The sequence below is a fragment of the Mesorhizobium sp. 128a genome (genome assembly GCF_053848025.1).
Window position 1 is genome coordinate 19,928 of the sequence record NZ_JBSPKY010000006.1, and the last position, 20,577, is coordinate 40,504.

The following is a 20,577-nucleotide window of genomic DNA, read 5'->3' on the forward strand; positions in this document are numbered from 1 at the left end:
AAGCTTTCTGAAAATCGATTCCGATTTTCGAGCCGATAGTGCTATTGCCCCGCTTCGAAACGGATAGATAAAAATCATGGCAGGCGTTGAACAGATCACGGTGGAGGCCGGCGAGGCGGGCATGCGGCTCGATCGCTGGTTCAAGACCCATTTCCCCGGCCTCGGCTTCGGCCATCTGCAGAAGCTGCTGCGCTCCGGTCAGATCCGCGTCGACGGTGGCCGGGTCAAGGCCGACAGCCGTGTCGAGCCGGGCCAGGTGGTGCGCGTGCCGCCGCTCGAGGTCGACAAGAAGGGCGAGAGCGCACTTACGGGTCACTCGATCCGCAACCAGGGCGATGCCGATGTGCTGGCCAAGATGCTGATCCACGAAGACCCGAAGGTCTTCGTCTTCAACAAGCCGGCCGGCCTGGCCGTGCAGGGCGGGTCGGGCGTCACCCGCAATGTCGACGACATGCTGGAGGCGTGGCGCAGCCAGAAGGGCGAGAAGCCGCGCCTGGTGCACCGGCTCGACCGCGATACGTCGGGCGTGCTGGTGGTTGCCCGCACCAGGCTTGCGGCGATGAAGCTCTCCGAGTCGTTTCGCGCACGCGAGACCAAGAAGACCTACTGGGCGCTGGTCAAGGGCGTGCCGCCCAAGCGCGAGGACAAGATATCGACCTGGCTGGTCAAGGAGCCGACCGAGGACGGCGACCGCGTGCGCGTGGCAGCCCACGGTGAAAAGGGCGCCGACCACGCCGTGTCGTACTACCGCATCATCGAGCAGGCGGCGCAGACGATGACCTGGCTGGAAATGGAGCCCTATACCGGCCGCACCCACCAGCTTCGCGTTCATGCCGCCTATATTGGCTGCCCGATCATCGGCGATCCCAAATATTTCGAGGCCGACACCAATTGGGATTTCCCAGGCGGCATTCAGAATCGCCTGCATCTGCATGCGCGCCGCATCGTCATTCCGCATCCGGACAAGGGCGTCATCGACGTCACTGCGCCGATGCCGCCGCATATGCGCCAGAGCTGGAACCTGATCGGCTTCGACGACGCCAGCGCGGAGGACTGACATTGGCTGTTGCCTCGGCATTGGATCGCCGTGACGCGGTCGATCTGGCGGCCGCTTCCATCATGGTCGGGCTGACCTTTTCCTGGGGGCTGAATTATGTCGCTGCCAAGATCTCCTATGCTGGCTTCGATCCCGTTTTCGTTTCGATCGCACGCTCCATCATCGGCGGGCTCTGCGTGCTCGGCTGGTGCTGGCTGCGCGGCATCAGGCTGTTCGGGGCCGACGGTTCGCTTGTCGCCGGCATCGTTGTCGGCGTGCTGTTCGGCGTCGAATTCCTGTGCCTCTATATCGGGCTGGAATACACGACCGTTGCCCGCAACACGCTGCTGGTCAACACCATGCCGTTCTGGGTCCTGATCGGCGGTCATTTCCTGCTTGGCGAGCGCATCAATGCGAGGAAGCTTGGCGGGCTCGTTCTCGCCTTCTGCGGCCTGGTGGCCGTGTTCTCCGACGGGATTGTCGGCGGCACGGACACGACCCTGATGGGCGACCTGCTCAGCCTCGGCTCCGGCATCCTCTGGGCGGCGACCAGCATCGTCATCAAGCGTTCGAACCTGGTCGAGACCAGCGCCGAGAAATTGCTGCTTTATCAACTGGCCGGTGCTGGCGTCGTCGGCTTCCTGGTGATGCCTTTCGCCGGCCCGCCGATCCGCAACGTCACTGCCTTGCCGACATTGGCGCTGCTGTTCCAGTCGCTCTATATTGTTGCCTTCACCTATGTGCTGTGGTTCTGGCTGCTGAGGCGCTATCCGGCATCGGGCCTGTCGAGCTTCGCCTTCCTGTCGCCAGTGTTCGGCGTGCTGTGCGGCGCTATTATTCTGGGTGAGGCGCCGACAGTCAGGATTTTTGTGGCGCTTGGGCTGATTGCCGTCGGCCTCATGATCGTCAACCGGCCGGCGCGCAAGCAGGTGCCTGGATAGAAAGTTCTACCATGCGTGACATCCTCAACGACCTCGAAGCAGGCAAGCAACTGTCCGATCCGGATCCGGTGCGCCGTGCACAGATCCAGATGAAGACGCATCTGCCGAAGCGCTTCTACAAGGACGTGTCGGTCGCGGCTGTCGAAGACGGCTTTGCCGTGCATCTCGACGGGAAGCCGGTGCGCACGCCGGGCAAGGCGCTGTTGGCGCTGCCGACCGAGAAGGCGGCACAGTTGGTAGCCGGCGAATTCGAAGCGCAAGGCGAAACCATCGACCCGGTGACGATGCCGATGCTGCGTCTGGTCAACACCGCCATTGACGGCGTCGCCAGCGACCCGCAGGCGGTGCTGGAGGACGTGTTGCGTTTCGCATCGTCCGATCTGACCTGCTACCGCGCCGACGCGCCGCAGGGGCTGGTCGAGCGCCAGAACCAGCATTGGGATCCGGTGATCGACTGGGCGAGGGCGACATTGGGGGCTCGGTTCAATCTCGCCGAGGGCATCATCCATGTCGAACAGCCGCGCGAGAGCATCGCGGTGCTCGGCGCCCATCTTGCCCAGCGCGCCGAGCCGCTGCGGCTGGCCGCAATCCATGTCATGACGTCGCTGACCGGCTCGGCGCTGCTGGCGGTTGCGGTCGACTATGGCGCACTCGACGGCGAGGCGGCCTGGGCCGCCGGCCATGTCGATGAGGACTGGCAGATCGAGCACTGGGGCCAGGATGCCGAGGCGGTGGCACGCCGTTCGGCCCGCAAGCGCGACATGATGGCCGCCGTCAGCCTGCTGGAAGCGCTTGAGAGCTGATCTCGGCTCATTGCCGCACTGCACCTAATACCAAAGTCATAAACCCAATGTCGGTCTGCCTCCGGCTGCCGCTTTCTGTCATTTTTTGCGCCGATGGCTGAGCTGAGTCTGCACTCGGAGGAGAGGCGGACGTTGAGGCGCAGCATCGAGGACAGTGGGTCTCACGGGAGGACAAATTCAATGGCAATGGCATCGACCGCCGGCGGAGCAAGCCGCGGCATGACGCGAGAGGAAAAGAAGGTCATCTTCGCCTCCTCGCTCGGCACCGTTTTCGAATGGTATGATTTCTATCTCTACGGTTCGCTCGCTGCGTTTATCGGCAGCACCTTTTTCAGCCCGACCATCCCGGAAGCGACGCGCAATATCTTCGCGCTGCTGGCTTTCGCGGCGGGGTTTCTGGTGCGCCCGTTCGGCGCGCTGCTCTTCGGCCGCATCGGTGACCTTGTTGGCCGTAAGTACACCTTCCTTGTAACCATGACGATCATGGGTCTGTCGACCTTCCTCGTCGGCTTGCTGCCTGGCTATGCAACGCTGGGCCTCGCTGCTCCAGTGATCCTGATCGTCCTGCGCATGCTGCAGGGTCTGGCGCTTGGCGGCGAATATGGTGGTGCGGCGACCTATGTCGCCGAGCACGCGCCAGACAACCGGCGTGGCTACTACACCTCATGGATCCAGACAACGGCGACGCTCGGTCTGTTCCTGTCGCTGGTCGTTATCCTGATCGTGCAGGCCTCGTTGAGCAAAGAAACCTACGCGGCCTGGGGCTGGCGTATTCCGTTCATCGTCTCCTTCCTGCTGCTCGCCATTTCTGTCTGGATTCGTCTGTCGCTGTCAGAATCGCCGACTTTCCAGCGCATGAAGGATGAGGGCAAAGGCTCCAAGGCGCCGCTCACGGAAGCTTTCGGTCAATGGAAAAATGCCAAGATTGCGCTGCTGGCGCTTCTCGGCTTGACCGCTGGCCAAGCCGTGGTCTGGTACAACGGCCAATTCTACGCCTTGTTCTTCCTCACGAACGTGCTGAAAGTCGACGCGCAGTCGGTCAACATCATGATCGCCATTGCACTGGCGATCGGTTCGATTTTCTTCGTCGTCTTCGGCTGGCTCTCTGACAAGATCGGCCGCAAGCCGATCATCATGGCGGGTCTGGCACTGGCCATCGTCTGCACCTTCCCACTGTTCAAGGCGCTGACCTGGGCCGCCAATCCGGCGCTCGCCACGGCCCAGCAGACTACGCGCGCGACGGTCACCGCTGCACCCGGCGACTGCAGGTTCCAGTTCAATCCGGTTGGTACGGCGAAATTCACGACGTCCTGCGACATCGCGACCTCGTTCCTGACCAAGAACTCGGTGCCTTACGATGTGGTTTCGACCGCAGCCCCTGGCACGGCCGCCTCGGTCAAGATCGGCAATGAGACGGTTGAGTCCTACGATGCCATCGCCGCCGGCGATCAGGCCAAGGCCAAGGACGCCGCCTTCGTCAAGGCGGTCAACATGTCGCTGAAGGACAGTGGCTATCCCTTGAAGCGCGCGCCAGCGAAAGTGACCGACCAGAAGCTCGATGCTTTCATTGCGGCCAACCCGGAGCTCAAGCTCGACGCCGTTGCGATCCGCGCCGGCGAGAAGGCCACAGTTCCGACCGAGCAGGCGGTGAAGGATAAGCTGCTGACTGCCGAAGAGGCAGCAGGGGCGACCGAGGTAACCGTCTACAGCATAGCGGGAGGCGGCGCCTTTGCCATGTTCGCCGACCCGGCGGCGGTGAATTGGCCGATGACGATCGGTATCCTGTTCATCCTCGTGATCTTCGTCACGATGGTCTACGGGCCGATTGCCGCGATCCTGGTCGAGATGTTCCCGACCCGCATCCGCTACACCGGCATGTCGCTGCCCTATCACATCGGCAATGGCTGGTTCGGCGGCCTGTTGCCAGCGACGGTGTTCGCCCTCAGCGCCTACAAGGGCGATATCTATTACGGCCTCTGGTATCCAGTGGTGATTGCGGCGATGACGCTGGTCATCGGCATGATCTTCGTCAAGGATACTCTGGGAACCGACCTGCACGCCAAGCAGTAGCCAGGCAGCTCCAGTATGAAACGAAAAAGCCCGGCGCGAGCGATCGCGCCGGGTTTTTCAATTGTCGGGCTTTCCAGCTGTTGGCCCGGATAACGGCTAGCTCTTGCGGGGCTGCTCGGTTTCCGCGATGGCGGCCTCATGATACCAGGCCTCGCCATAGGCCAAGGGGTGATCGCGCAAGGACGCAAGCTCTGCCGCGAACTTAGCCTTGACGCCTAAATTTGAGGCAGCCGATCGCGCTGCCAGCGGGAACATCAGGATTTTTGCCGACGGGCGGGCCGAGGTGATTTCCATGTCGGTCTCCTTTCTTCTGAGGACCGTGGTCGATTCATCTTTTCACCAAGGTAGGTCCTGCAATCCGTTTAGGCAAGATGCCTAAAGAAAGATCAGTATTTGCCGGTTATTTAAGCAAATTCTGACTTTGATCGATCCCGACGCATTGGTTAGACGGCTTGGTAGGATCGTTGGGGCGCATGGGCATTTTTGACGCACCCCGGCCAACGGAAATGGCACATGACTTGCATTTTATCGACCGGCAGCCGGCGGCTGGATGGCTCGGCATCCGCCGCACTGTCCAGCTTCGGTGATCTAGCAACGAGAGGCTCTAGAATGACGAAATACAAGCTCGAGTATATCTGGCTCGATGGTTACACGCCGGTCCCCAATCTTCGCGGAAAGACCCAGATCAAGGAGTTCGCCGAGTTCCCGACGCTCGAGCAGCTGCCGCTGTGGGGTTTTGATGGCTCCTCGACGCAGCAGGCCGAAGGCCACAGCTCCGACTGCGTGCTGAAGCCGGTCGCCGTGTTCCCCGATCCGGCCCGCACCAATGGCGTGCTGGTGATGTGCGAAGTGATGATGCCCGATGGCGTGACGCCGCACGTGTCCAACAAGCGCGCCACCATCCTCGACGATGAAGGCGCCTGGTTCGGCTTCGAGCAGGAATATTTCTTCTACAAGGACGGCCGTCCGCTCGGCTTCCCCGAGAGCGGCTATCCGGCGCCGCAGGGCCCGTACTACACCGGCGTCGGCTATTCGAATGTCGGCCCGGTCGCGCGCCAGATCGTCGAGGAACATCTCGACCAGTGCCTCGCCGCCGGCATCAACCATGAAGGCATCAACGCCGAAGTGGCGAAGGGCCAGTGGGAATTCCAGATCTTCGGAAAGGGTTCCAAGAAGGCCGCCGACCAGATGTGGATGGCCCGCTATCTCTTGCAGCGCCTGACCGAAAAGTACGAGATCGACATCGAGTACCACTGCAAGCCGCTCGGCGACACCGACTGGAACGGGTCGGGCATGCACGCCAACTTCTCGACCGCCTATATGCGCGAAGTCGGCGGCAAGGCCTATTTCGAAGCGCTGATGGCTCAATTCGACAAGAACCTGATGGATCACATCGCCGTCTACGGCCCGGACAACGACAAGCGCCTGACCGGCAAGCACGAGACCGCGCCGTGGAACCGGTTCAGCTACGGCATTGCCGACCGCGGTGCCTCGATCCGCGTGCCGCATTCCTTCGTCAACAATGACTACAAGGGCTATCTGGAAGACCGCCGCCCGAACTCGCAGGGCGACCCCTACCAGATCGCCTCGCAGATCCTGAAGACGATCGCGGAGGTTTCGACCAGCTCCCAGGTTTCGGCCGCGGCTTGAGCATCCGCTGCGGGGCAGGCTTGAGTGCCTGCGCCGCTCCAAAAACAAAACCCCGGCGTCGTGAACCGACGCCGGGGTTTTTCATTGTCTCTGAAACGATCGCTCAGACCGAATAGTACATATCGTATTCGACCGGATGCGGGGTCATTTCGAAGCGCATCACTTCGGCCATCTTGAGTTCGATGTAAGAGTCGATCTGGTCGTCGTCGAAGACGCCGCCGGCTTTCAGGAAGCCGCGGTCCTTGTCGAGGCTCTGCAGGGCTTCGCGCAGCGAGCCGCAGACGGTCGGGATCTTTTTCAACTCCTTCGGCGGCAGGTCGTAGAGATCCTTGTCCATCGGCTGTCCCGGGTGGATCTTGTTCTTGATGCCGTCGAGGCCGGCCATCAGCATGGCGGCGAAGGCGAGGTAGGGGTTCGCGCCCGGATCGGGGAAGCGGACCTCGACGCGCTTGGCCTTCGGCGACGAGCCGAACGGGATGCGGCAGGAGGCCGAACGGTTACGCGCGGAATAGGCGAGCAGCACCGGCGCTTCATAACCAGGCACCAGGCGCTTGTAGGAGTTGGTCAGCGGGTTGGTGAAGGCGTTGATCGCCTTGGCGTGCTTGATGATGCCGCCGATGTAGAACAGGCAGCTTTCCGACAGGCCGGCATATTCGTTGCCGGCGAAGGTCGGCTTGCCGCCCTTCCAGATCGACTGGTGGACGTGCATGCCCGAACCATTGTCGCCGAAGATCGGCTTCGGCATGAAGGTGGCCGTCTTGCCGTAGGCGTTGGCGACCTGGTGCACGACGTACTTGTAGATGAGCATCTTGTCGGCGTTGCGGACCAGCGTGTCGAACTTGATGCCGAGTTCGTGCTGGGCGGCAGCCACCTCGTGATGGTGCTTTTCGACGCGCACGCCCATTTCGGCCAGCACAGTCAGCATTTCGGAGCGCATGTCCTGCGCGCTGTCGATCGGCGGCACCGGGAAATAGCCGCCCTTGATACGCGGGCGGTGACCGAGATTGCCGGTCTCATAGTCGGTGTCGTCGTTGGACGGCAGTTCGGTGGAGTCCAGCCTGAAGCCGGTGTTGTAGGGATCGACCTTGTACTTGACGTCGTCGAAGACGAAGAACTCGGCTTCGGGGCCGACATAGATGGTGTCGCCGATGCCTTCCGCCTTCATGTAGGCCTCGGCCTTCTTGGCGGTGCCGCGCGGGTCGCGGTTGTAGGATTCGCCAGAGACCGGATCGAGGATGTCGCACAGGATGACCATGGTCGACTGAGCGAAGAACGGGTCCATGTGGACGGTATCCGCATCGGGCATCAGCACCATGTCGGACTCGTTGATCGCCTTCCAGCCGGCGATCGAGGAGCCGTCGAACATGACGCCGTCGGCGAACATGTCTTCCTCGACCTCGATGACATCCATCGTCACGTGCTGCAGCTTGCCCTTCGGATCGGTGAAGCGCAGGTCGACGAATTTCACGTCGTTGTCCTTGATCTGCTTCATGATGTCTTTGGCTGTCGTCATGTCGTTTCTTCCCTGTGTGATGAACGTTTCGAGGAGACGTTAATCTGAAATCAGAAAGCTCAGACGGCGTCCATACCCGTTTCGCCGGTGCGGATACGAACGACTTCCTCGATGTTGGAGACGAAGATCTTGCCGTCGCCGATGCGGCCGGTCTGCGCCGCCTTGCGGATGGCTTCGATGGCGCCTTCGACGGCGTCGTCGCCAAGCACGACTTCGATCTTCACCTTGGGCAGGAAGTCGACGACATATTCGGCGCCGCGATAGAGTTCGGTATGGCCTTTCTGGCGGCCGAAACCCTTGGCTTCGGTCACGGTGATGCCTTGCAGCCCGGCCTCCTGAAGCGCTTCCTTCACTTCGTCTAGTTTGAACGGCTTGATGATCGCTTCGATCTTTTTCATGTAAAAAGTGGCCTCCACTGCCAAAAAGACGGGTTGTGCGCCCCGCTTGCGCCTCAATCAAGCACGAACTGTGCCAATTTCAGGCCACAAGAAGCGGTTTCGCGCAATTCCAATGCCGCGCCGGGCCGGGATGCACATTCGCGTCATCCGCTGCTTCGGCTGCGTCAAAGCTGCCTTGAACCTACACATCGCCGCTTCGGGCGTCTGCACGATAATTAGGCAGGTCGCGCATTTTGCGGGCGCGCGCGGATCCGCGGCACCAGTCTGCGAAAGGATTGGCCGCACGCCAACTTAGCACCTGGCCGTTTGCTTCGAACCCGAAACTGGACAATGCTCGACCGGGACAAAGGGGCCTTGAGCAAATACGGATCGGCAATTCATGAGCAACGAGGTCTTGTCGCCGGCCGAGATGGCAGAGGCGGATCGGCTGGCGATCGCGGCCGGTCCTCTCGACGGCTATGGCCTGATGCAGCGCGCCGGCGAGGCGGTCGCTGCCATCGTCCTGGCGCGCTATCCCGCCGCAAGCCGTGTCCACGTGCTGTGCGGCCCCGGCAACAATGGCGGCGATGGCTATGTCGTGGCGCGGCTGCTTGGGAAAAGCGGTGTCGATGTCACGCTCTGGGTGTCAGGCGAACCAAGGGCAGGTAGCGATGCCGCGACCGCCGCGGCCGAATGCCTGCTGGAGCGTCGGCCCCTGGGGGCTTTTGTCGCCGAGCCGGGCTCGTTGATCATCGATGCTCTCTATGGTGCGGGGCTGTCCAAGGACCTGTCGGGAGCGAGCGCACGCGCTGTGAATATTGCCGCCGGGCGGTCTGTCGTTGCCGTCGATTTGCCTTCAGGTGTTTCCGGTGACAGCGGCGATATCCTGGGCACGTCATTTCGTGCCGACATCACCGTTACCTTCGCGCGCAAGAAGCCGGGGCATCTTCTGCTACCTGGCCGTGAGCGATGCGGCGAGATCGTCGTCGCCGACATCGGCATTGGCGACGAGATCATCGCGCAGGTCGCGCCGCGCACATTCGAGAACAAGCCGGCGTTTTGGCTCGAGGCGTTGCCGGTGCCGGCGGTCGATGCGCACAAATACAAACGCGGCCATGTCGGCGTCTTCTCCGGCGGACCGTCGGCGACGGGCGCGGCGCGGTTGGCCGGACTTGCCGCGGCACGAAGCGGGGCAGGGGCAGTAACCGTGCTGTCGCCCGCCAATGCCATGCAGGTCAATGCCGCGCATCTGACCTCGATCATGCTGCGCAAGGCCGATGCAATCGCGGATGTGCTCGACTTTCTCGGCGATCGCCGGTCGTCGAGCTTCGTCCTTGGCCCGGGCTTCGGTGTCGGTGACAAGGCGCGCAATTTCGCCCTCGCCGTGCTCGCCAGAAATCGGCAAGAGGGTGGTGTCGAGGGGCTGGTGCTCGATGCCGACGGTATCACGTCGTTCCGCAACGCGGCCTCGACGCTGTTCGAGGCAGCCAGCGGGCCGGATGCGCCAGCACTGGTCATGACGCCGCATGAGGGCGAGTTCGGCCGACTGTTTCCCGACATCGCCGATGACAAAAGCTTGTCCAAGCTTGCCAAGGCGCGTTTGGCGGCGGCGCGCGCCAACGCCACCGTCATCTACAAGGGCGCAGACACGGTGATCGCTGCGCCCGATGGTCGGGCGGCTATCAATAGCAACGGCGCGCCATGGCTGGCCACGGCTGGGTCGGGTGACGTGCTGGCAGGCATCATTGCGGGATTCTTGGCACAAGGCATGCCGGCTTTCGAGGCTGCCTGCGCCGCGGTCTGGATCCATGCCGAAGCCGGTAGCTGCTTTGGACCAGGGCTGATCGCCGAGGATCTGCCGCTGGCTCTGGTGCCGGTGTTGCACGAGCTGGTCGAAGCCCGGCAGAAAGTGCCGATCGGATGAGGCATTTCGCGTTCGTCGTTGCGGTCGTCATCGCGCTGTTCGCGTCGCATGGCGTGCGCGCCGAGCAGCCGGTGACCGTCGTCGACGATCCGGCAGTGCTCGCCGCGCTCGATGCCAAGGGTTTTGGTTTCGCCGGGATCTTCGCTGTCGACGGCGACGACGATTTGAAGACGCTCTACAGCGAGGGGCCGGCCTATCATGCCGTCGTCGACATGGTGGCGGCCGATATCGCGGCGCTGCGTGAGGAGATGAAGGCCGGCGGGCGCACGCTCTATGAGGTGACTGACGGCAATGTCGGCCGCATCATGGATATGCGCTGGCTGAAGACCGAGGCCGCGCGCTTCCGCCTGGTCGGTGTCGTCAACCGTCTCGACCGGCGTGATTTCGCGGCGCTCAAAGGCGACAAGAGCTGCGGCGAGGTGCGCTTCATCTATCGCCTGGCATATAGTTTTCGCAAGAACGGCAAGGTCCTGGCCTCGCGGCTGCCGTTCAACTTCAACGCCGTCTACAGCGTTGCGCCCGATGCCGACGGCGGCTGCGTAGGCGTTGCCGGACGCTGGACGCCGCAGCTCGACGAAAACGTCGATGCCGGCTGGCTGGCCGGCGGTCCGCTGGCTCCGGAGGAACTCACCTTCAAGCAGTTGGAGCTCAACGCGCAAGTCGTGCGCTTTCCCTCAGGCCAGGAGACCGAGTTCGGCGGGCAGGCTGCCTACCTCATGCGGATTTTTGGCATCGATGGCGCAGCTGTCAGCGAGAAGCCGCTGGAGAACACGCCAGACACAGCGCGGCTCTCGGCCGATGTGGCGCTGAAGAAGAGGTTAGCCGACTATGTCAGCGCCAATGTCGCGTCGGTCGATCTCGGCGTCTACGAAATCCCCGACGAATTTTTGGCGAAGAAGGTGATCTCGTGGTCGACCTTCGGCAGCGCAAGACAGGCCAACCATCCGTTCACGCCGCTGTTTGCGCCTGCGGATTTCGCCGGCCTCGACTATGCGCCGCTGCAACTGGTGCGCACGCCTGAGGCGCTGGTCGAGCGGCTGGACAATGGCGCCTGCCAGGGCTGTCATCAGGCAGGCTCTACCGCCGGTTTTCATTTCATCGGCCTCGACGACAAGACGACGTCGCCGCTCAACCGCATCGAGGTCGGCATCTCGCCGCATCTCCATGCCGAGATCCCGCGACGCCAGGCATGGCTGCGCGCGGAGCAGGACGGCAACGAGCCGAACCGGTACCGGCCGCTATCCTTCGCACCGCCTGCCGCATGGACTGATGCCGGCGACGTCGACTACACGCCGGCCGAAATGGCGATGCCGTGCCTGATGCCGGACGATGCAAAACGCTTCGGCGCGACCTGGCAATGCGGCGGCGGCACCGTTTGCACGCCACTGGCGACAGCTTCAGGCGTGCGCACGATGCTGGCGCAGTGTCTGCTGCCCAAGGACAGCCCAAAAATGTTTTCCGGCCATCCCTGCCTGACCGGGTCGATCGCCAGCAATCCATCCCAGCCTTTCAACGACCGCTATAAGATCACCGGCCAGTTCGCCGCCTTCGCACCGACCTTTTCGCGGACCGCCTATACTTGCCGACCGCCGAAGATCGGCGTGCCGGCAGGCATCGCCTACCGCGCTTGCGACGACAAGGACCGCAGCTTCGCCGCCTTCAAGGCCGGCAAACCGATGCCGTCGGAAATCTGCGGGCTGGTCGGCGGCAAGAAGTTCGACACCTGCGTGGCGACCAACAATTTCGACCAGTGCCTTGGCGGCGCAGTCAATCGCGGCAACCGGCCGGCCTGCTCGGCCGATCATTTCTGCCGCGAGGATTACATGTGCCAGTCGCTGCCGTCGGACACGCCGGGTGCGGCCAAGGTGAAAGGCATAGGCTATTGCTCGCCGACCTATTTCATCTTCCAGATGCGCATCGACAACCACGCAACGCCCTGGGCAAGCGCCACCGACGCCACTAGGGATGCTGGCTTCGGCGCGGCGGAAGAGGAGTAGGCGTCGCGCAGTGTCGGGAAGTACTACAGCGGGATGTTGTCGTGCTTCTTCCAGGGGTTTTGCATGTCCTTGTTGCGCAGCATGCGCAGCGCCCGCGCGATGCGGCGGCGAGTGGAATGCGGCATGATCACCTCGTCGACATAGCCGCGTTCGGCGGCGACGAAAGGCGACAGGAAGCGATCCTCGTAAGCCTTTGTATGGGCTGCGATCTTTTCGGCATCACCGATGTCCTTGCGGTAGATGATCTCGACCGCGCCCCTGGCCCCCATTACCGCGATCTGCGCCGTCGGCCAGGCATAGTTCATGTCGCCGCGCAGATGTTTTGAGGCCATGACGTCGTAGGCGCCGCCATAGGCTTTGCGGGTGATGACGGTGATCTTCGGCACGGTCGCCTCGGCATAGGCGAACAGCAATTTGGCGCCGTGCTTTATCAGGCCGCCATACTCCTGAGCGGTGCCGGGCAGGAAGCCCGGAACATCGACGAAGGTGACGATGGGAATCGAAAAACAGTCGCAGAAGCGCACGAAGCGCGCCGCCTTGCGGCTGGCGTCGGAATCGAGCACGCCGGCCAGCACCATCGGCTGGTTGGCGACGAAGCCGACGGTACGGCCCTCGACGCGGCCGAAGCCGGTGACGATGTTCTTGGCAAAGCTCTGCTGGATCTCGAAGAAATCGCCTTCGTCGGCAACTTTGAGGATCAATTCCTTGATATCATAGGGCTTGTTGGCGTTATCCGGGATCAGCCGATCGAGCGACATGTCGTGGTCCGTGACCGACTGGTAGCATTCGATCTCGGGAAGCTCCGACGTGTTGGATGCCGGCAAGAGGTCGACCAGCCGGCGCATCTGCAACAGCGCTTCGACGTCATTGTCATAGGCGCCGTCGGCGATCGAGGACTTTGTCGTGTGGACGGAAGCGCCGCCAAGACTCTCGGCCGTCACTGTCTCGTTGGTGACGGTCTTCACCACATCCGGCCCGGTGACGAACATGTAGGAGGTGTCGCGGACCATGAAAATGAAGTCGGTCATGGCCGGTGAATACACGTCGCCGCCAGCGCACGGGCCCATGATGACGGAGATCTGCGGAATGACACCGGAGGCCAGCACGTTGCGCTGAAAGATCTCGGCATAACCGCCAAGGGCTGCCACGCCTTCCTGGATGCGCGCGCCCCCGGCGTCGTAGAGACCGATGATCGGCGCGCGGTTGCGCAGCGCCATCTCCTGCACCTTGATGACCTTCTCGGCGTGCGCCTCCGACAGCGAACCGCCGAACACGGTAAAATCCTTGGCGAAGAGATAGACCGGGCGGCCATTGACGGTGCCCCAGCCGGTGACGACGCCATCGCCGGCGATCTTGGCTTTTTCCATGCCGAAATCGGTCGAGCGGTGCTCGACATACATGTCGAACTCCTCGAACGAGCCTTCGTCGAGAAAAACCTCGATGCGTTCGCGGGCGGTGAGCTTGCCCTTCTTGTGCTGGGCGTCGATGCGGGCCTTGCCGCCACCCAAACGGGCGATATCGCGGCGGCGCTCGAGTTCCTTCAGCACGTCCTTCATCGCTCGGTCCCCAGAATGGAAGCTGCCCTTGTGGTAATGATGCCCGCAGGCGTGCGCAAGCGCCGCTTTCGCCGTCGTTTTGTTGCACTGCAACATAGTGCCCCTTGCATTCCGGAGCGAACTCAGCCATATGCAGCCCATAGGCGCTTGGGCCAGGAGATTCCGGCCTTCTCGACGAATGAGACTGGTTGCGTCTGTTTTCCCTCTTTCCGTTTGAACGGCAAGGTGGCGGAAAAGCCCCGTGGCATGATGCCTGCGGGCACGACAGCGCAGCCGAGTGGGACGTTACCGTCCGCCCGCCTTGTCGTTTCATATCAAATTTATCGACGGCAGGTTGCGCCCTGCCGCCATCGATGTTTGCGGCCGCAGGCCGCGTGAAAGAAGACTATTTTGACCAACGAAAACACCTCGACCGGTAGCAACACTGTGACCGGCAACACTGCGGAGCTCACCGGTTTCGCAGCACTTGGAATTACTGGCGCTCTGCTCAAGGCGACCCTTGGCGCCGGCTTCACCGAGCCGAAGCCGATCCAGATGCAGGCGATCCCGCCGCAGATGGAAGGCCGTGATATCTTCGGCATCGCCCAGACGGGCTCCGGCAAGACCGCTGCCTTCGCGCTGCCGATCCTGTCGAAGATCATCGCGCTCGGCACCAAGCGCCGGGCCAAGACCACCCGTGCGCTGATCCTGGCGCCGACGCGCGAACTCGCCGTGCAGATCGAGGACACCATCAAGATCCTCGCCAAGGGCGCGCATGTCTCGACCGCACTCGTGCTTGGCGGCGTTTCGCGCTTCAGCCAGGTGAAGAAGGTTGCTCCCGGCGTCGACATCCTGATTGCCACGCCCGGCCGCCTGACCGACCTGGTGCGCGAGGGCGACCTCATCCTCTCCGATACCAAATGGCTGGTGCTGGACGAGGGCGACCGCATGCTCGACATGGGCTTCATCAATGACGTCAAGCGCATCGCCAAGGCGACCGCGCCCGACCGTCAGACGGTGCTGTTCTCGGCCACCATGCCCAATGAAATCGCCGAACTGGCGAAGGGCCTGTTGAAGAACCCGATCCGTGTCGAAGTGGCGCCGCAGAGCACCGCGGCGGCCGAGATCGTGCAGGGCGTCGTCTTTGCCCGCACCAAGCAGAAGCGCCAGGTGCTGTCGACGATGCTCGCCGACGCGGCGATGAAGTCCGTCATCATCTTTTCGCGCACCAAGCATGGCGCCGACCGGGTGACCAAGGACCTCGAGCGCGACGGCTTCAAGGCTGCCGTCATCCACGGCAATAAGTCGCAGAACGCCCGCCAGAAGGCGCTCAACGATTTTCGCGAGGGTTCGGTGCGCATTCTGGTCGCGACCGACATCGCGGCACGCGGTATCGACGTGCCCGGCATCAGCCATGTGGTGAATTTCGACCTACCCGACGAGGCGGAAAGCTACGTCCACCGCATCGGCCGTACCGGCCGCAACGGCATGGACGGCATCGCGATCACGCTTTGCGATCCTTCCGAAAACAGCAAGCTGCGCCAGGTCGAGCGTATTATCCGCAGCAAGCTGCCGATCGTTGCCGACCATCTCGGCAGCCCCGATCCGGCGCGCAATCCGGCTGAAAAGAACGAGCGCTTCGAGCCCGCGAACGATCGCAACGATCGCAATGGCCGTCGCGACGGTAGGCGGCCCGGTGGCCAGAACAATGGCTTCGGCAAGAAGCGCTTCGGCGACAAGGCGGCCTTTGCAGGTGCCGGCGAGCGCAAGTCGGAAGGCGCCAAGCCGTTCAAGGGCAACAACAAGCGCCGCTTCGGCGGCAAGCGCCCCGCGGCGCGGGCTGCCTGATCGGACAATAGGCCAAGCTCGTCGAGAGCTGGCTTGATTGCTGACTGTAGAAATGAGGACGGCCGGAGCAATGCTTCGGCCGCTCTTTTTCGTTTTGGCTATTGGGTAATTGCCTTGACCCACACCACAATCCGCTGCGCCAGGAAGGCCGTGGTCGCTGGCGACAGCGCGTCGCCGGCAATGACGTGGTTGTCGGGATCGCCATTGTCGTCGACCGGCACCAGTTCGTGCGGTGCGCCCCAGCGGCCGGCGATTTCGCGGGTGCGGTCTTCGCGCACCACTGAGTCCGAATCCGAGAAGATGAACAGGGCCGGTATCGTCGCTTTTTCTACCGGGGCGGCGTAGGCGAGCTCGGTCAACGCCGCCATCGGCACTACGGCAGCCATCGGGTAGGTGTGGGTCCAGAGTTTCGCGTGCAGCGCATTGCGGGTCGGAAAGCTGCGCTCCTTGCCGCCGACGAGTTCGGCAATCTGCTTGCCCCACGGCATGGTCAAGAGTTCGGCGCCGGAGGCCCTGACGCCGAAATTCGGCGAGATGAACGCGATGGCGGCGACGCCCTCCGACGCGCCAGGCTCGGTCGCCGCCCATGCCGCCAGCGATCCGCCGGTCGAGGTGCCGATGACGATCACCTTGTCGCCGATCGCTCGGCCGATGGCGAGCGCCTCCTTATAGTCGTTGATCCAGGCATTGACGCTGCCTTGCGCCATTGCGGCGCCGTCCTGCCCATGGCCGGTGAGGCGGGTGTAGAAAAGGTTGGCGTCGAGCTGGTCGGCGACCCCGTCGGCCAGCGGGCGAACCTCGCCCTTCGATGCCGAGAAGCCGTGGATGTAGACGACTGCCAGCGGCGTCCTGGCGTGAACCATCGGATCGGCCCAGATGATTTCCTTCTCCAGCCCGTCGCGGATATTGGGAACGGCAGCCTCTTCGCGCGCCAGATAGGCCTGCGGATCGTCGCCGATCACTTTGGGATCGAAACGGATCGTGGTGTCGACGGGAACGCGCGGACCAAGGAGGAAGGCCAGGACAAGGATGACAACGACGCCCAGCACCGCAAGCACGATCCGTCGCCCCATCGCAGACTCCACGCAACAAATCTCAACCTATGGCGGCAGCTGCGCCCGAGCAACAGCCGTCCTGTGGACAGTTATTCGTTCGGCAGCTTGCGATCGAAATTCAGTGGCCGCCCTGTCCAGCGGGTCGCCGTGCTGATGAACCAGCGGATAACGGGCCTGGGCAGCAACGCCAACAGCTTCAGCCCCCAGCTCAATCGGCGCGGGAAGGTGACCTCGAAGCCGCCGGTTTCGATGCCGCGCAGCATGCGTCGCGAGGCGCGGTTGACCGGCATCAGTCCCGGCATCGGCAGCATGTTCTTTTCGGTCAGCGGTGTGTCGATGAAGCCCGGATTCATCACCTGGACGCGGACATTCATCTTGTCGAAATCATATTTCAGCGACTCGGCCAGGATGTTGATCGCCGCTTTCGAGCCGCCATAGGCAGCCGTGGTCGGCCAGCCGAAATAGGCGGTAACCGATCCCACAAGCACGATATGACCCCGCGCGCGGACGCGCATGCGCTCCATCAGCGGGACGAGACCATTGATGATGCCGAAATAGTTGACCTCGAAGGACTGGCGAAAATCGCGGACCCTGAGGTCTTCGCCGGGCGTGGCGATGTAGTTGCCGGCGTTGAAGACGGCGAGCACGATCGGGCCAAGATCCTTTTCGATCGCCGCCACAGTGCTTGCCATGCGCGGCTCGTCGGTGACGTCGCAAGGGTAGGCAACCACGCGTCCCGGCATCTGTGCCGTCTCGACGATGAGCGCGTCGATCGGATGCTCGTCGAGCGCGCTCACCGCGACGACAAAGCCCTTTGCCGCAAGGTCCTTGGCCAGAGCACGGCCGATGCCGCTGCTGCCCCCGGTGATCCAGGCGACGCCGTGCTTCGGGTTGGCCCGGTAAAGTGTCATTCTGCGCCCTGCCGATCTGTCATTAGTGCTCTAGCGGTGAAAAAATCGAATGAAAAGAGCGCTTTTTCAGACAAGGTTGAAATGATCGTCGTCGCGCGTCATCCGGCGGCAGGAGATTGCAGTACCCGAAATGCGACTGGACCAGGCGAATTCTTGCCTTGAAACGCAAGCTTCGGGTTTCTAGGGTCTCGCCGCAGCTACATGAAGGAATCCCGGATGCCCCGTTCTGTGATCGAAGCGATCGGCAACACGCCCCTGATCCGCCTCAACAAGGCCTCGGAAGCAACTGGCTGTGAAATTCTGGGCAAGGCCGAGTTCATGAATCCGGGGCAATCGGTCAAGGACCGCGCTGGCCTGTTCATCATCCGCGACGCCGAACAGCGGGGGCTGTTGAAGCCGGGCGGCGTCATCGTCGAAGGTACGGCCGGCAATACCGGCATTGGCCTGACGCTGGTCGCCAAGGCGCTGGGCTATCGCACCGTGATCGTCATTCCCGACACCCAGAGCCAGGAAAAGAAGGACACGATCAAGCTGCTTGGCGCGGAGCTGATCGAAGTGCCGGCGGTGCCTTACAAGAACCCCAACAATTACGTGAAACTGTCGGGACGGCTGGCTGAGCAGATGGCACGCTCGGAGCCGAATGGCGCGATCTGGGCGAACCAGTTCGACAATGTCGCCAACCGCGATGGCCACATCCGCACCACGGCGGAAGAGATCTGGGCGCAGACCCACGGCAAGGTCGACGGCTTCGTGTCGGCAGTCGGGTCGGGCGGAACGCTGGCCGGCGTCGCCTTCGGGCTGAAGGCCAAAAGCAAGGACGTCAAGATCGCGCTCGCCGATCCGTTCGGCGCCGCACTTTACTCCTTCTACACCAGCGGCGAATTGAAGTCTGACGGCAGCTCGATCACCGAAGGCATAGGGCAGGGGCGCATCACGGCAAATCTCGAAGGGTTCACACCGGACTTCTCGTTCCAGGTGCCGGATGAGGAAGCGCTGCCGATCGTCTTCGACCTGATCCAGGAAGAAGGCCTGTGCGTCGGGGGGTCGACCGGCATCAACATTGCCGGCGCGATCCGGTTGGCGCGTGAGCTTGGCCCCGGCCACACCATCGTGACCATCCTTGCAGACTACGGCACGCGCTACCAGTCGAAGCTGTTCAATCCGGAATTCCTGCGCGAGAAGAACCTGCCGGTGCCGGGCTGGATGGACGAGCGCAGCACAATTCCGGTGCCGTACGAGAAGGTCGTCTGATGGCGCACATGACCGAAGCGCTGTTTCGTGACGACGCCTATTTGAAGACGGCCGAAGCCACGGTGGTCGCGATCAATGAGCGTGGCGGCATCATTCTCGATCGGACGATCTTCTACGCCACATCGGGCGGCCAGCCGGGGGATACTGGCGCGCTGGAGCGCGCCGACGGCAACCGCATCGCCATATCAGCTACAATCACCGGCGAGACCAAGGACGAAATCATCCATGTGCCGGCGCCGGAGCAGGCCGTGCCCGAAATCGGCGAGCGGGTGAAACTCGCCATCGATTGGGAGCGGCGGCATCTGCTGATGCGCATGCACGCGGCTTGCCACCTGCTCACCGTCGTCTGTCCGTTTCCGATCACCGGGGCTGCGGTTTCCGAGGATGACAGCCGTGTCGATTTCGACGCCCCGGAAGCCGGCTTCACCAAGGAAGATGTTACCGCCGGGCTGATGGAACTGGTGCGTGCTGATCATCCGATCTTCATCAGGCTGATCACCGACGAGGAACTGGCGGCCAATCCGGGCCTGGTGAAATCCAAGAATGTCCGGCCGCCGGTCGGCACCGGCAAGATCCGCCTGGTCTGCATCGGCGACAACGCTTCGGTCGACAGCCAGCCCTGCGGCGGTACCCATGTCAAAAGCACCGGCGAGGTCGGCGAGATCCATATCGGCAAGATCGAGAAGAAGGGGCGCGAGAACCGGCGTTTTCGCATTCGCTTCGGACCGATGCCGGCGAATTAAGGCCAGATAGGCCCAGCCTTCTATAATTGCTGAGGCGGTCCTGAAACGCTTGCTTACCCAAGGTGTCGGAAGCTGGACAGCGGTCGCTCCACCCACGCTTCGATCTGCTCGGTGACGAACCTGGCTGCCTGATGGTGGATGAAGTGGCCCGCTCTGGGCAAGGCAATCACGGCGGTAACGTTGTCGACTTCTCGGAAGGTCCCGTCAAAAGCGCTGGCCGGCACATAGGGATCGTCGGTGCCGAACAGCACCAAGGTCGGCGCCTTGACCAAAGGCAGTTGGCCCAGATCAGGCACTCTGCCAAGCGGTATGTTGGCCCTATAGTAACTCAGCATCGCTTCCGGATCGGATCGCCTGAGCGAGTCTATCAGGGCCTGCCTGTCCTGCGGATCGCTGACCCAGGTGGCAAGTTCGTCGATATCCAGCATCTGGGCGGCGCCCGGGACCTGGAAGCGACGTATATATCCGGTGATCTCGGCATTGGCCGGATCGGCAATAGCACGCAGATGGTTGCGGGGGTGAGGCGTTGACAGCAGGACGAGATGGCGCACGACCTGCGGCACGCGTATGGCCAGCCACCATGCGATGATGCCGCCCCAGTCGTGGCCGACAATAGCGGCCTGGGTCAGCTTTTCCGCTGCAAGAACGGCCAGCACGTCGTTGACCAGATTCGTCAGCACATAATTGCCATGACCCTGCGGTCCATCGCTTTGTCCGAAGCCCCGCAGGTCCGGCGCAATCACGCGATAACGGCCGCAAAGCGCTTGCATCTGCCGGCGCCAACCCATTCCGTGATCGGGAAAGCCGTGCAAGAAGACGATCGGCGGGCCAGAGCCCGCCGCCGTGTAGTGCAATTTGACGTTGCCGTTGACCGCGATCCTGGCTTCGAACATCGCGTCCAAGCTCACCGCGTGCGGGTTACT

17 protein-coding genes are annotated in these 20,577 nt (G+C 62.6%); 10 read left to right on the forward strand and 7 right to left on the reverse strand.

Going from position 1 to position 20,577, the window contains the following annotated elements; translation table 11 throughout:
* Positions 1-76: 76 nt before the first annotated feature.
* From ACWTU9_RS12420 to ACWTU9_RS12435, 4 genes are all read left to right on the forward strand, one after another.
* Positions 77-1,057, forward strand: coding sequence for an RluA family pseudouridine synthase (locus tag ACWTU9_RS12420; protein WP_455858517.1), 981 nt, complete (start codon positions 77-79; stop codon positions 1,055-1,057).
* A 62-nt stretch (positions 1,058-1,119) separates the two neighbouring features.
* On the forward strand, positions 1,120-1,977 hold the full coding sequence (locus tag ACWTU9_RS12425; protein ID WP_455858715.1) for a DMT family transporter: 858 nt from the start codon (positions 1,120-1,122) through the stop codon (positions 1,975-1,977).
* 11 nt (positions 1,978-1,988) lie between these two features.
* Positions 1,989-2,780 carry an ATP12 family chaperone protein gene (locus tag ACWTU9_RS12430; protein ID WP_455858518.1) on the forward strand — a complete coding sequence of 264 codons (792 nt, stop codon included), beginning with the start codon at positions 1,989-1,991 and terminating at the stop codon, positions 2,778-2,780.
* A gap of 180 nt (positions 2,781-2,960) precedes the next feature.
* Complete coding sequence (locus ACWTU9_RS12435; protein WP_455858519.1) at positions 2,961-4,850, forward strand: MFS transporter; 1,890 nt, start codon at positions 2,961-2,963, stop codon at positions 4,848-4,850.
* Between the two features lie 96 nt (positions 4,851-4,946).
* Here ACWTU9_RS12435 and ACWTU9_RS12440 read toward each other — a convergent pair whose 3' ends face one another.
* Entirely contained in the window at positions 4,947-5,144 is a 198-nt protein-coding gene (locus tag ACWTU9_RS12440; protein WP_455858520.1) for a DUF2735 domain-containing protein, read from the reverse strand.
* Between the two features lie 315 nt (positions 5,145-5,459).
* Between ACWTU9_RS12440 and ACWTU9_RS12445 the strand changes: the two genes are divergently transcribed.
* Positions 5,460-6,500, forward strand: a complete 1,041-nt coding sequence (locus ACWTU9_RS12445; protein WP_454575208.1) for a glutamine synthetase beta-grasp domain-containing protein — start codon at positions 5,460-5,462, stop codon at positions 6,498-6,500.
* Positions 6,501-6,603: 103 nt separating this feature from the next.
* Here the strand turns inward: ACWTU9_RS12445 and glnA are convergent, their stop codons facing one another.
* The gene (glnA, locus tag ACWTU9_RS12450; protein WP_454590165.1) at positions 6,604-8,013 is read right to left on the reverse strand and encodes a type I glutamate--ammonia ligase; all 1,410 of its coding nucleotides are present in this window, start codon (positions 8,011-8,013) and stop codon (positions 6,604-6,606) included.
* 59 nt (positions 8,014-8,072) lie between these two features.
* Complete coding sequence (locus ACWTU9_RS12455; RefSeq protein ID WP_006205430.1) at positions 8,073-8,411, reverse strand: P-II family nitrogen regulator; 339 nt, start codon at positions 8,409-8,411, stop codon at positions 8,073-8,075.
* 379 nt (positions 8,412-8,790) lie between these two features.
* On the opposite strand from ACWTU9_RS12455, the gene ACWTU9_RS12460 reads away from it, so the two are divergent.
* On the forward strand, positions 8,791-10,314 hold the full coding sequence (locus ACWTU9_RS12460) for an NAD(P)H-hydrate dehydratase (RefSeq protein WP_455858521.1): 1,524 nt from the start codon (positions 8,791-8,793) through the stop codon (positions 10,312-10,314).
* Positions 10,311-12,311: a hypothetical protein gene (locus tag ACWTU9_RS12465; RefSeq protein WP_455858522.1), complete on the forward strand. Its 2,001-nt coding sequence runs from the start codon at positions 10,311-10,313 to the stop codon at positions 12,309-12,311. The genes ACWTU9_RS12460 and ACWTU9_RS12465 overlap by 4 nt, the downstream gene beginning before the upstream one ends.
* Positions 12,312-12,334: 23 nt before the next feature.
* Here the strand turns inward: ACWTU9_RS12465 and ACWTU9_RS12470 are convergent, their stop codons facing one another.
* Positions 12,335-13,867, reverse strand: coding sequence for an acyl-CoA carboxylase subunit beta (locus ACWTU9_RS12470; protein ID WP_455858523.1), 1,533 nt, complete (start codon positions 13,865-13,867; stop codon positions 12,335-12,337).
* Between the two features lie 390 nt (positions 13,868-14,257).
* Here ACWTU9_RS12470 and ACWTU9_RS12475 point away from each other — a divergent pair, with 390 nt between their 5' ends.
* Entirely contained in the window at positions 14,258-15,694 is a 1,437-nt protein-coding gene (locus tag ACWTU9_RS12475) for a DEAD/DEAH box helicase (RefSeq protein ID WP_455858524.1), read from the forward strand.
* A gap of 98 nt (positions 15,695-15,792) precedes the next feature.
* Here the strand turns inward: ACWTU9_RS12475 and ACWTU9_RS12480 are convergent, their stop codons facing one another.
* Positions 15,793-16,767 carry an alpha/beta hydrolase gene (locus ACWTU9_RS12480; protein ID WP_455858525.1) on the reverse strand — a complete coding sequence of 325 codons (975 nt, stop codon included), beginning with the start codon at positions 16,765-16,767 and terminating at the stop codon, positions 15,793-15,795.
* 71 nt (positions 16,768-16,838) lie between these two features.
* The gene (locus ACWTU9_RS12485; RefSeq protein ID WP_455858526.1) at positions 16,839-17,660 is read right to left on the reverse strand and encodes an SDR family oxidoreductase; all 822 of its coding nucleotides are present in this window, start codon (positions 17,658-17,660) and stop codon (positions 16,839-16,841) included.
* A 216-nt stretch (positions 17,661-17,876) separates the two neighbouring features.
* Here ACWTU9_RS12485 and ACWTU9_RS12490 point away from each other — a divergent pair, with 216 nt between their 5' ends.
* Both ACWTU9_RS12490 and ACWTU9_RS12495 read left to right on the forward strand, forming a co-directional pair.
* The gene (locus tag ACWTU9_RS12490; RefSeq protein ID WP_455858527.1) at positions 17,877-18,911 is read left to right on the forward strand and encodes a cysteine synthase A; all 1,035 of its coding nucleotides are present in this window, start codon (positions 17,877-17,879) and stop codon (positions 18,909-18,911) included.
* A complete protein-coding gene (locus ACWTU9_RS12495; RefSeq protein WP_455858528.1) occupies positions 18,911-19,654 on the forward strand; it encodes an alanyl-tRNA editing protein in 744 nt (247 codons plus the stop codon). The genes ACWTU9_RS12490 and ACWTU9_RS12495 overlap by 1 nt, the downstream gene beginning before the upstream one ends.
* A 53-nt stretch (positions 19,655-19,707) precedes the next feature.
* Here ACWTU9_RS12495 and ACWTU9_RS12500 read toward each other — a convergent pair whose 3' ends face one another.
* Positions 19,708-20,547: an alpha/beta fold hydrolase gene (locus ACWTU9_RS12500; protein WP_455858529.1), complete on the reverse strand. Its 840-nt coding sequence runs from the start codon at positions 20,545-20,547 to the stop codon at positions 19,708-19,710.
* Positions 20,548-20,577: the final 30 nt, after the last annotated feature.

Excerpts from the sequence above, each read along its gene's own strand:
- ACWTU9_RS12460 (WP_455858521.1), top strand. The coding sequence starts at position 8,791 with ATGAGCAACGAGGTCTTGTCGCCGGCCGAGATGGCAGAGGCGGATCGG.
- glnA (WP_454590165.1), bottom strand. The coding sequence starts at position 8,013 with ATGACGACAGCCAAAGACATCATGAAGCAGATCAAGGACAACGACGTG.
- ACWTU9_RS12495 (WP_455858528.1), top strand. The coding sequence starts at position 18,911 with ATGGCGCACATGACCGAAGCGCTGTTTCGTGACGACGCCTATTTGAAG.
- ACWTU9_RS12440 (WP_455858520.1), bottom strand. The coding sequence starts at position 5,144 with ATGGAAATCACCTCGGCCCGCCCGTCGGCAAAAATCCTGATGTTCCCG.
- ACWTU9_RS12420 (WP_455858517.1), top strand. The coding sequence starts at position 77 with ATGGCAGGCGTTGAACAGATCACGGTGGAGGCCGGCGAGGCGGGCATG.
- ACWTU9_RS12430 (WP_455858518.1), top strand. The coding sequence starts at position 1,989 with ATGCGTGACATCCTCAACGACCTCGAAGCAGGCAAGCAACTGTCCGAT.
- ACWTU9_RS12485 (WP_455858526.1), bottom strand. The coding sequence starts at position 17,660 with ATGACACTTTACCGGGCCAACCCGAAGCACGGCGTCGCCTGGATCACC.
- ACWTU9_RS12465 (WP_455858522.1), top strand. The coding sequence starts at position 10,311 with ATGAGGCATTTCGCGTTCGTCGTTGCGGTCGTCATCGCGCTGTTCGCG.
- ACWTU9_RS12445 (WP_454575208.1), top strand. The coding sequence starts at position 5,460 with ATGACGAAATACAAGCTCGAGTATATCTGGCTCGATGGTTACACGCCG.
- ACWTU9_RS12455 (WP_006205430.1), bottom strand. The coding sequence starts at position 8,411 with ATGAAAAAGATCGAAGCGATCATCAAGCCGTTCAAACTAGACGAAGTG.
- ACWTU9_RS12480 (WP_455858525.1), bottom strand. The coding sequence starts at position 16,767 with ATGGGGCGACGGATCGTGCTTGCGGTGCTGGGCGTCGTTGTCATCCTT.
- ACWTU9_RS12490 (WP_455858527.1), top strand. The coding sequence starts at position 17,877 with ATGCCCCGTTCTGTGATCGAAGCGATCGGCAACACGCCCCTGATCCGC.
- ACWTU9_RS12500 (WP_455858529.1), bottom strand. The coding sequence starts at position 20,547 with ATGTTCGAAGCCAGGATCGCGGTCAACGGCAACGTCAAATTGCACTAC.
- ACWTU9_RS12435 (WP_455858519.1), top strand. The coding sequence starts at position 2,961 with ATGGCAATGGCATCGACCGCCGGCGGAGCAAGCCGCGGCATGACGCGA.
- ACWTU9_RS12470 (WP_455858523.1), bottom strand. The coding sequence starts at position 13,867 with ATGAAGGACGTGCTGAAGGAACTCGAGCGCCGCCGCGATATCGCCCGT.
- ACWTU9_RS12425 (WP_455858715.1), top strand. The coding sequence starts at position 1,120 with ATGGTCGGGCTGACCTTTTCCTGGGGGCTGAATTATGTCGCTGCCAAG.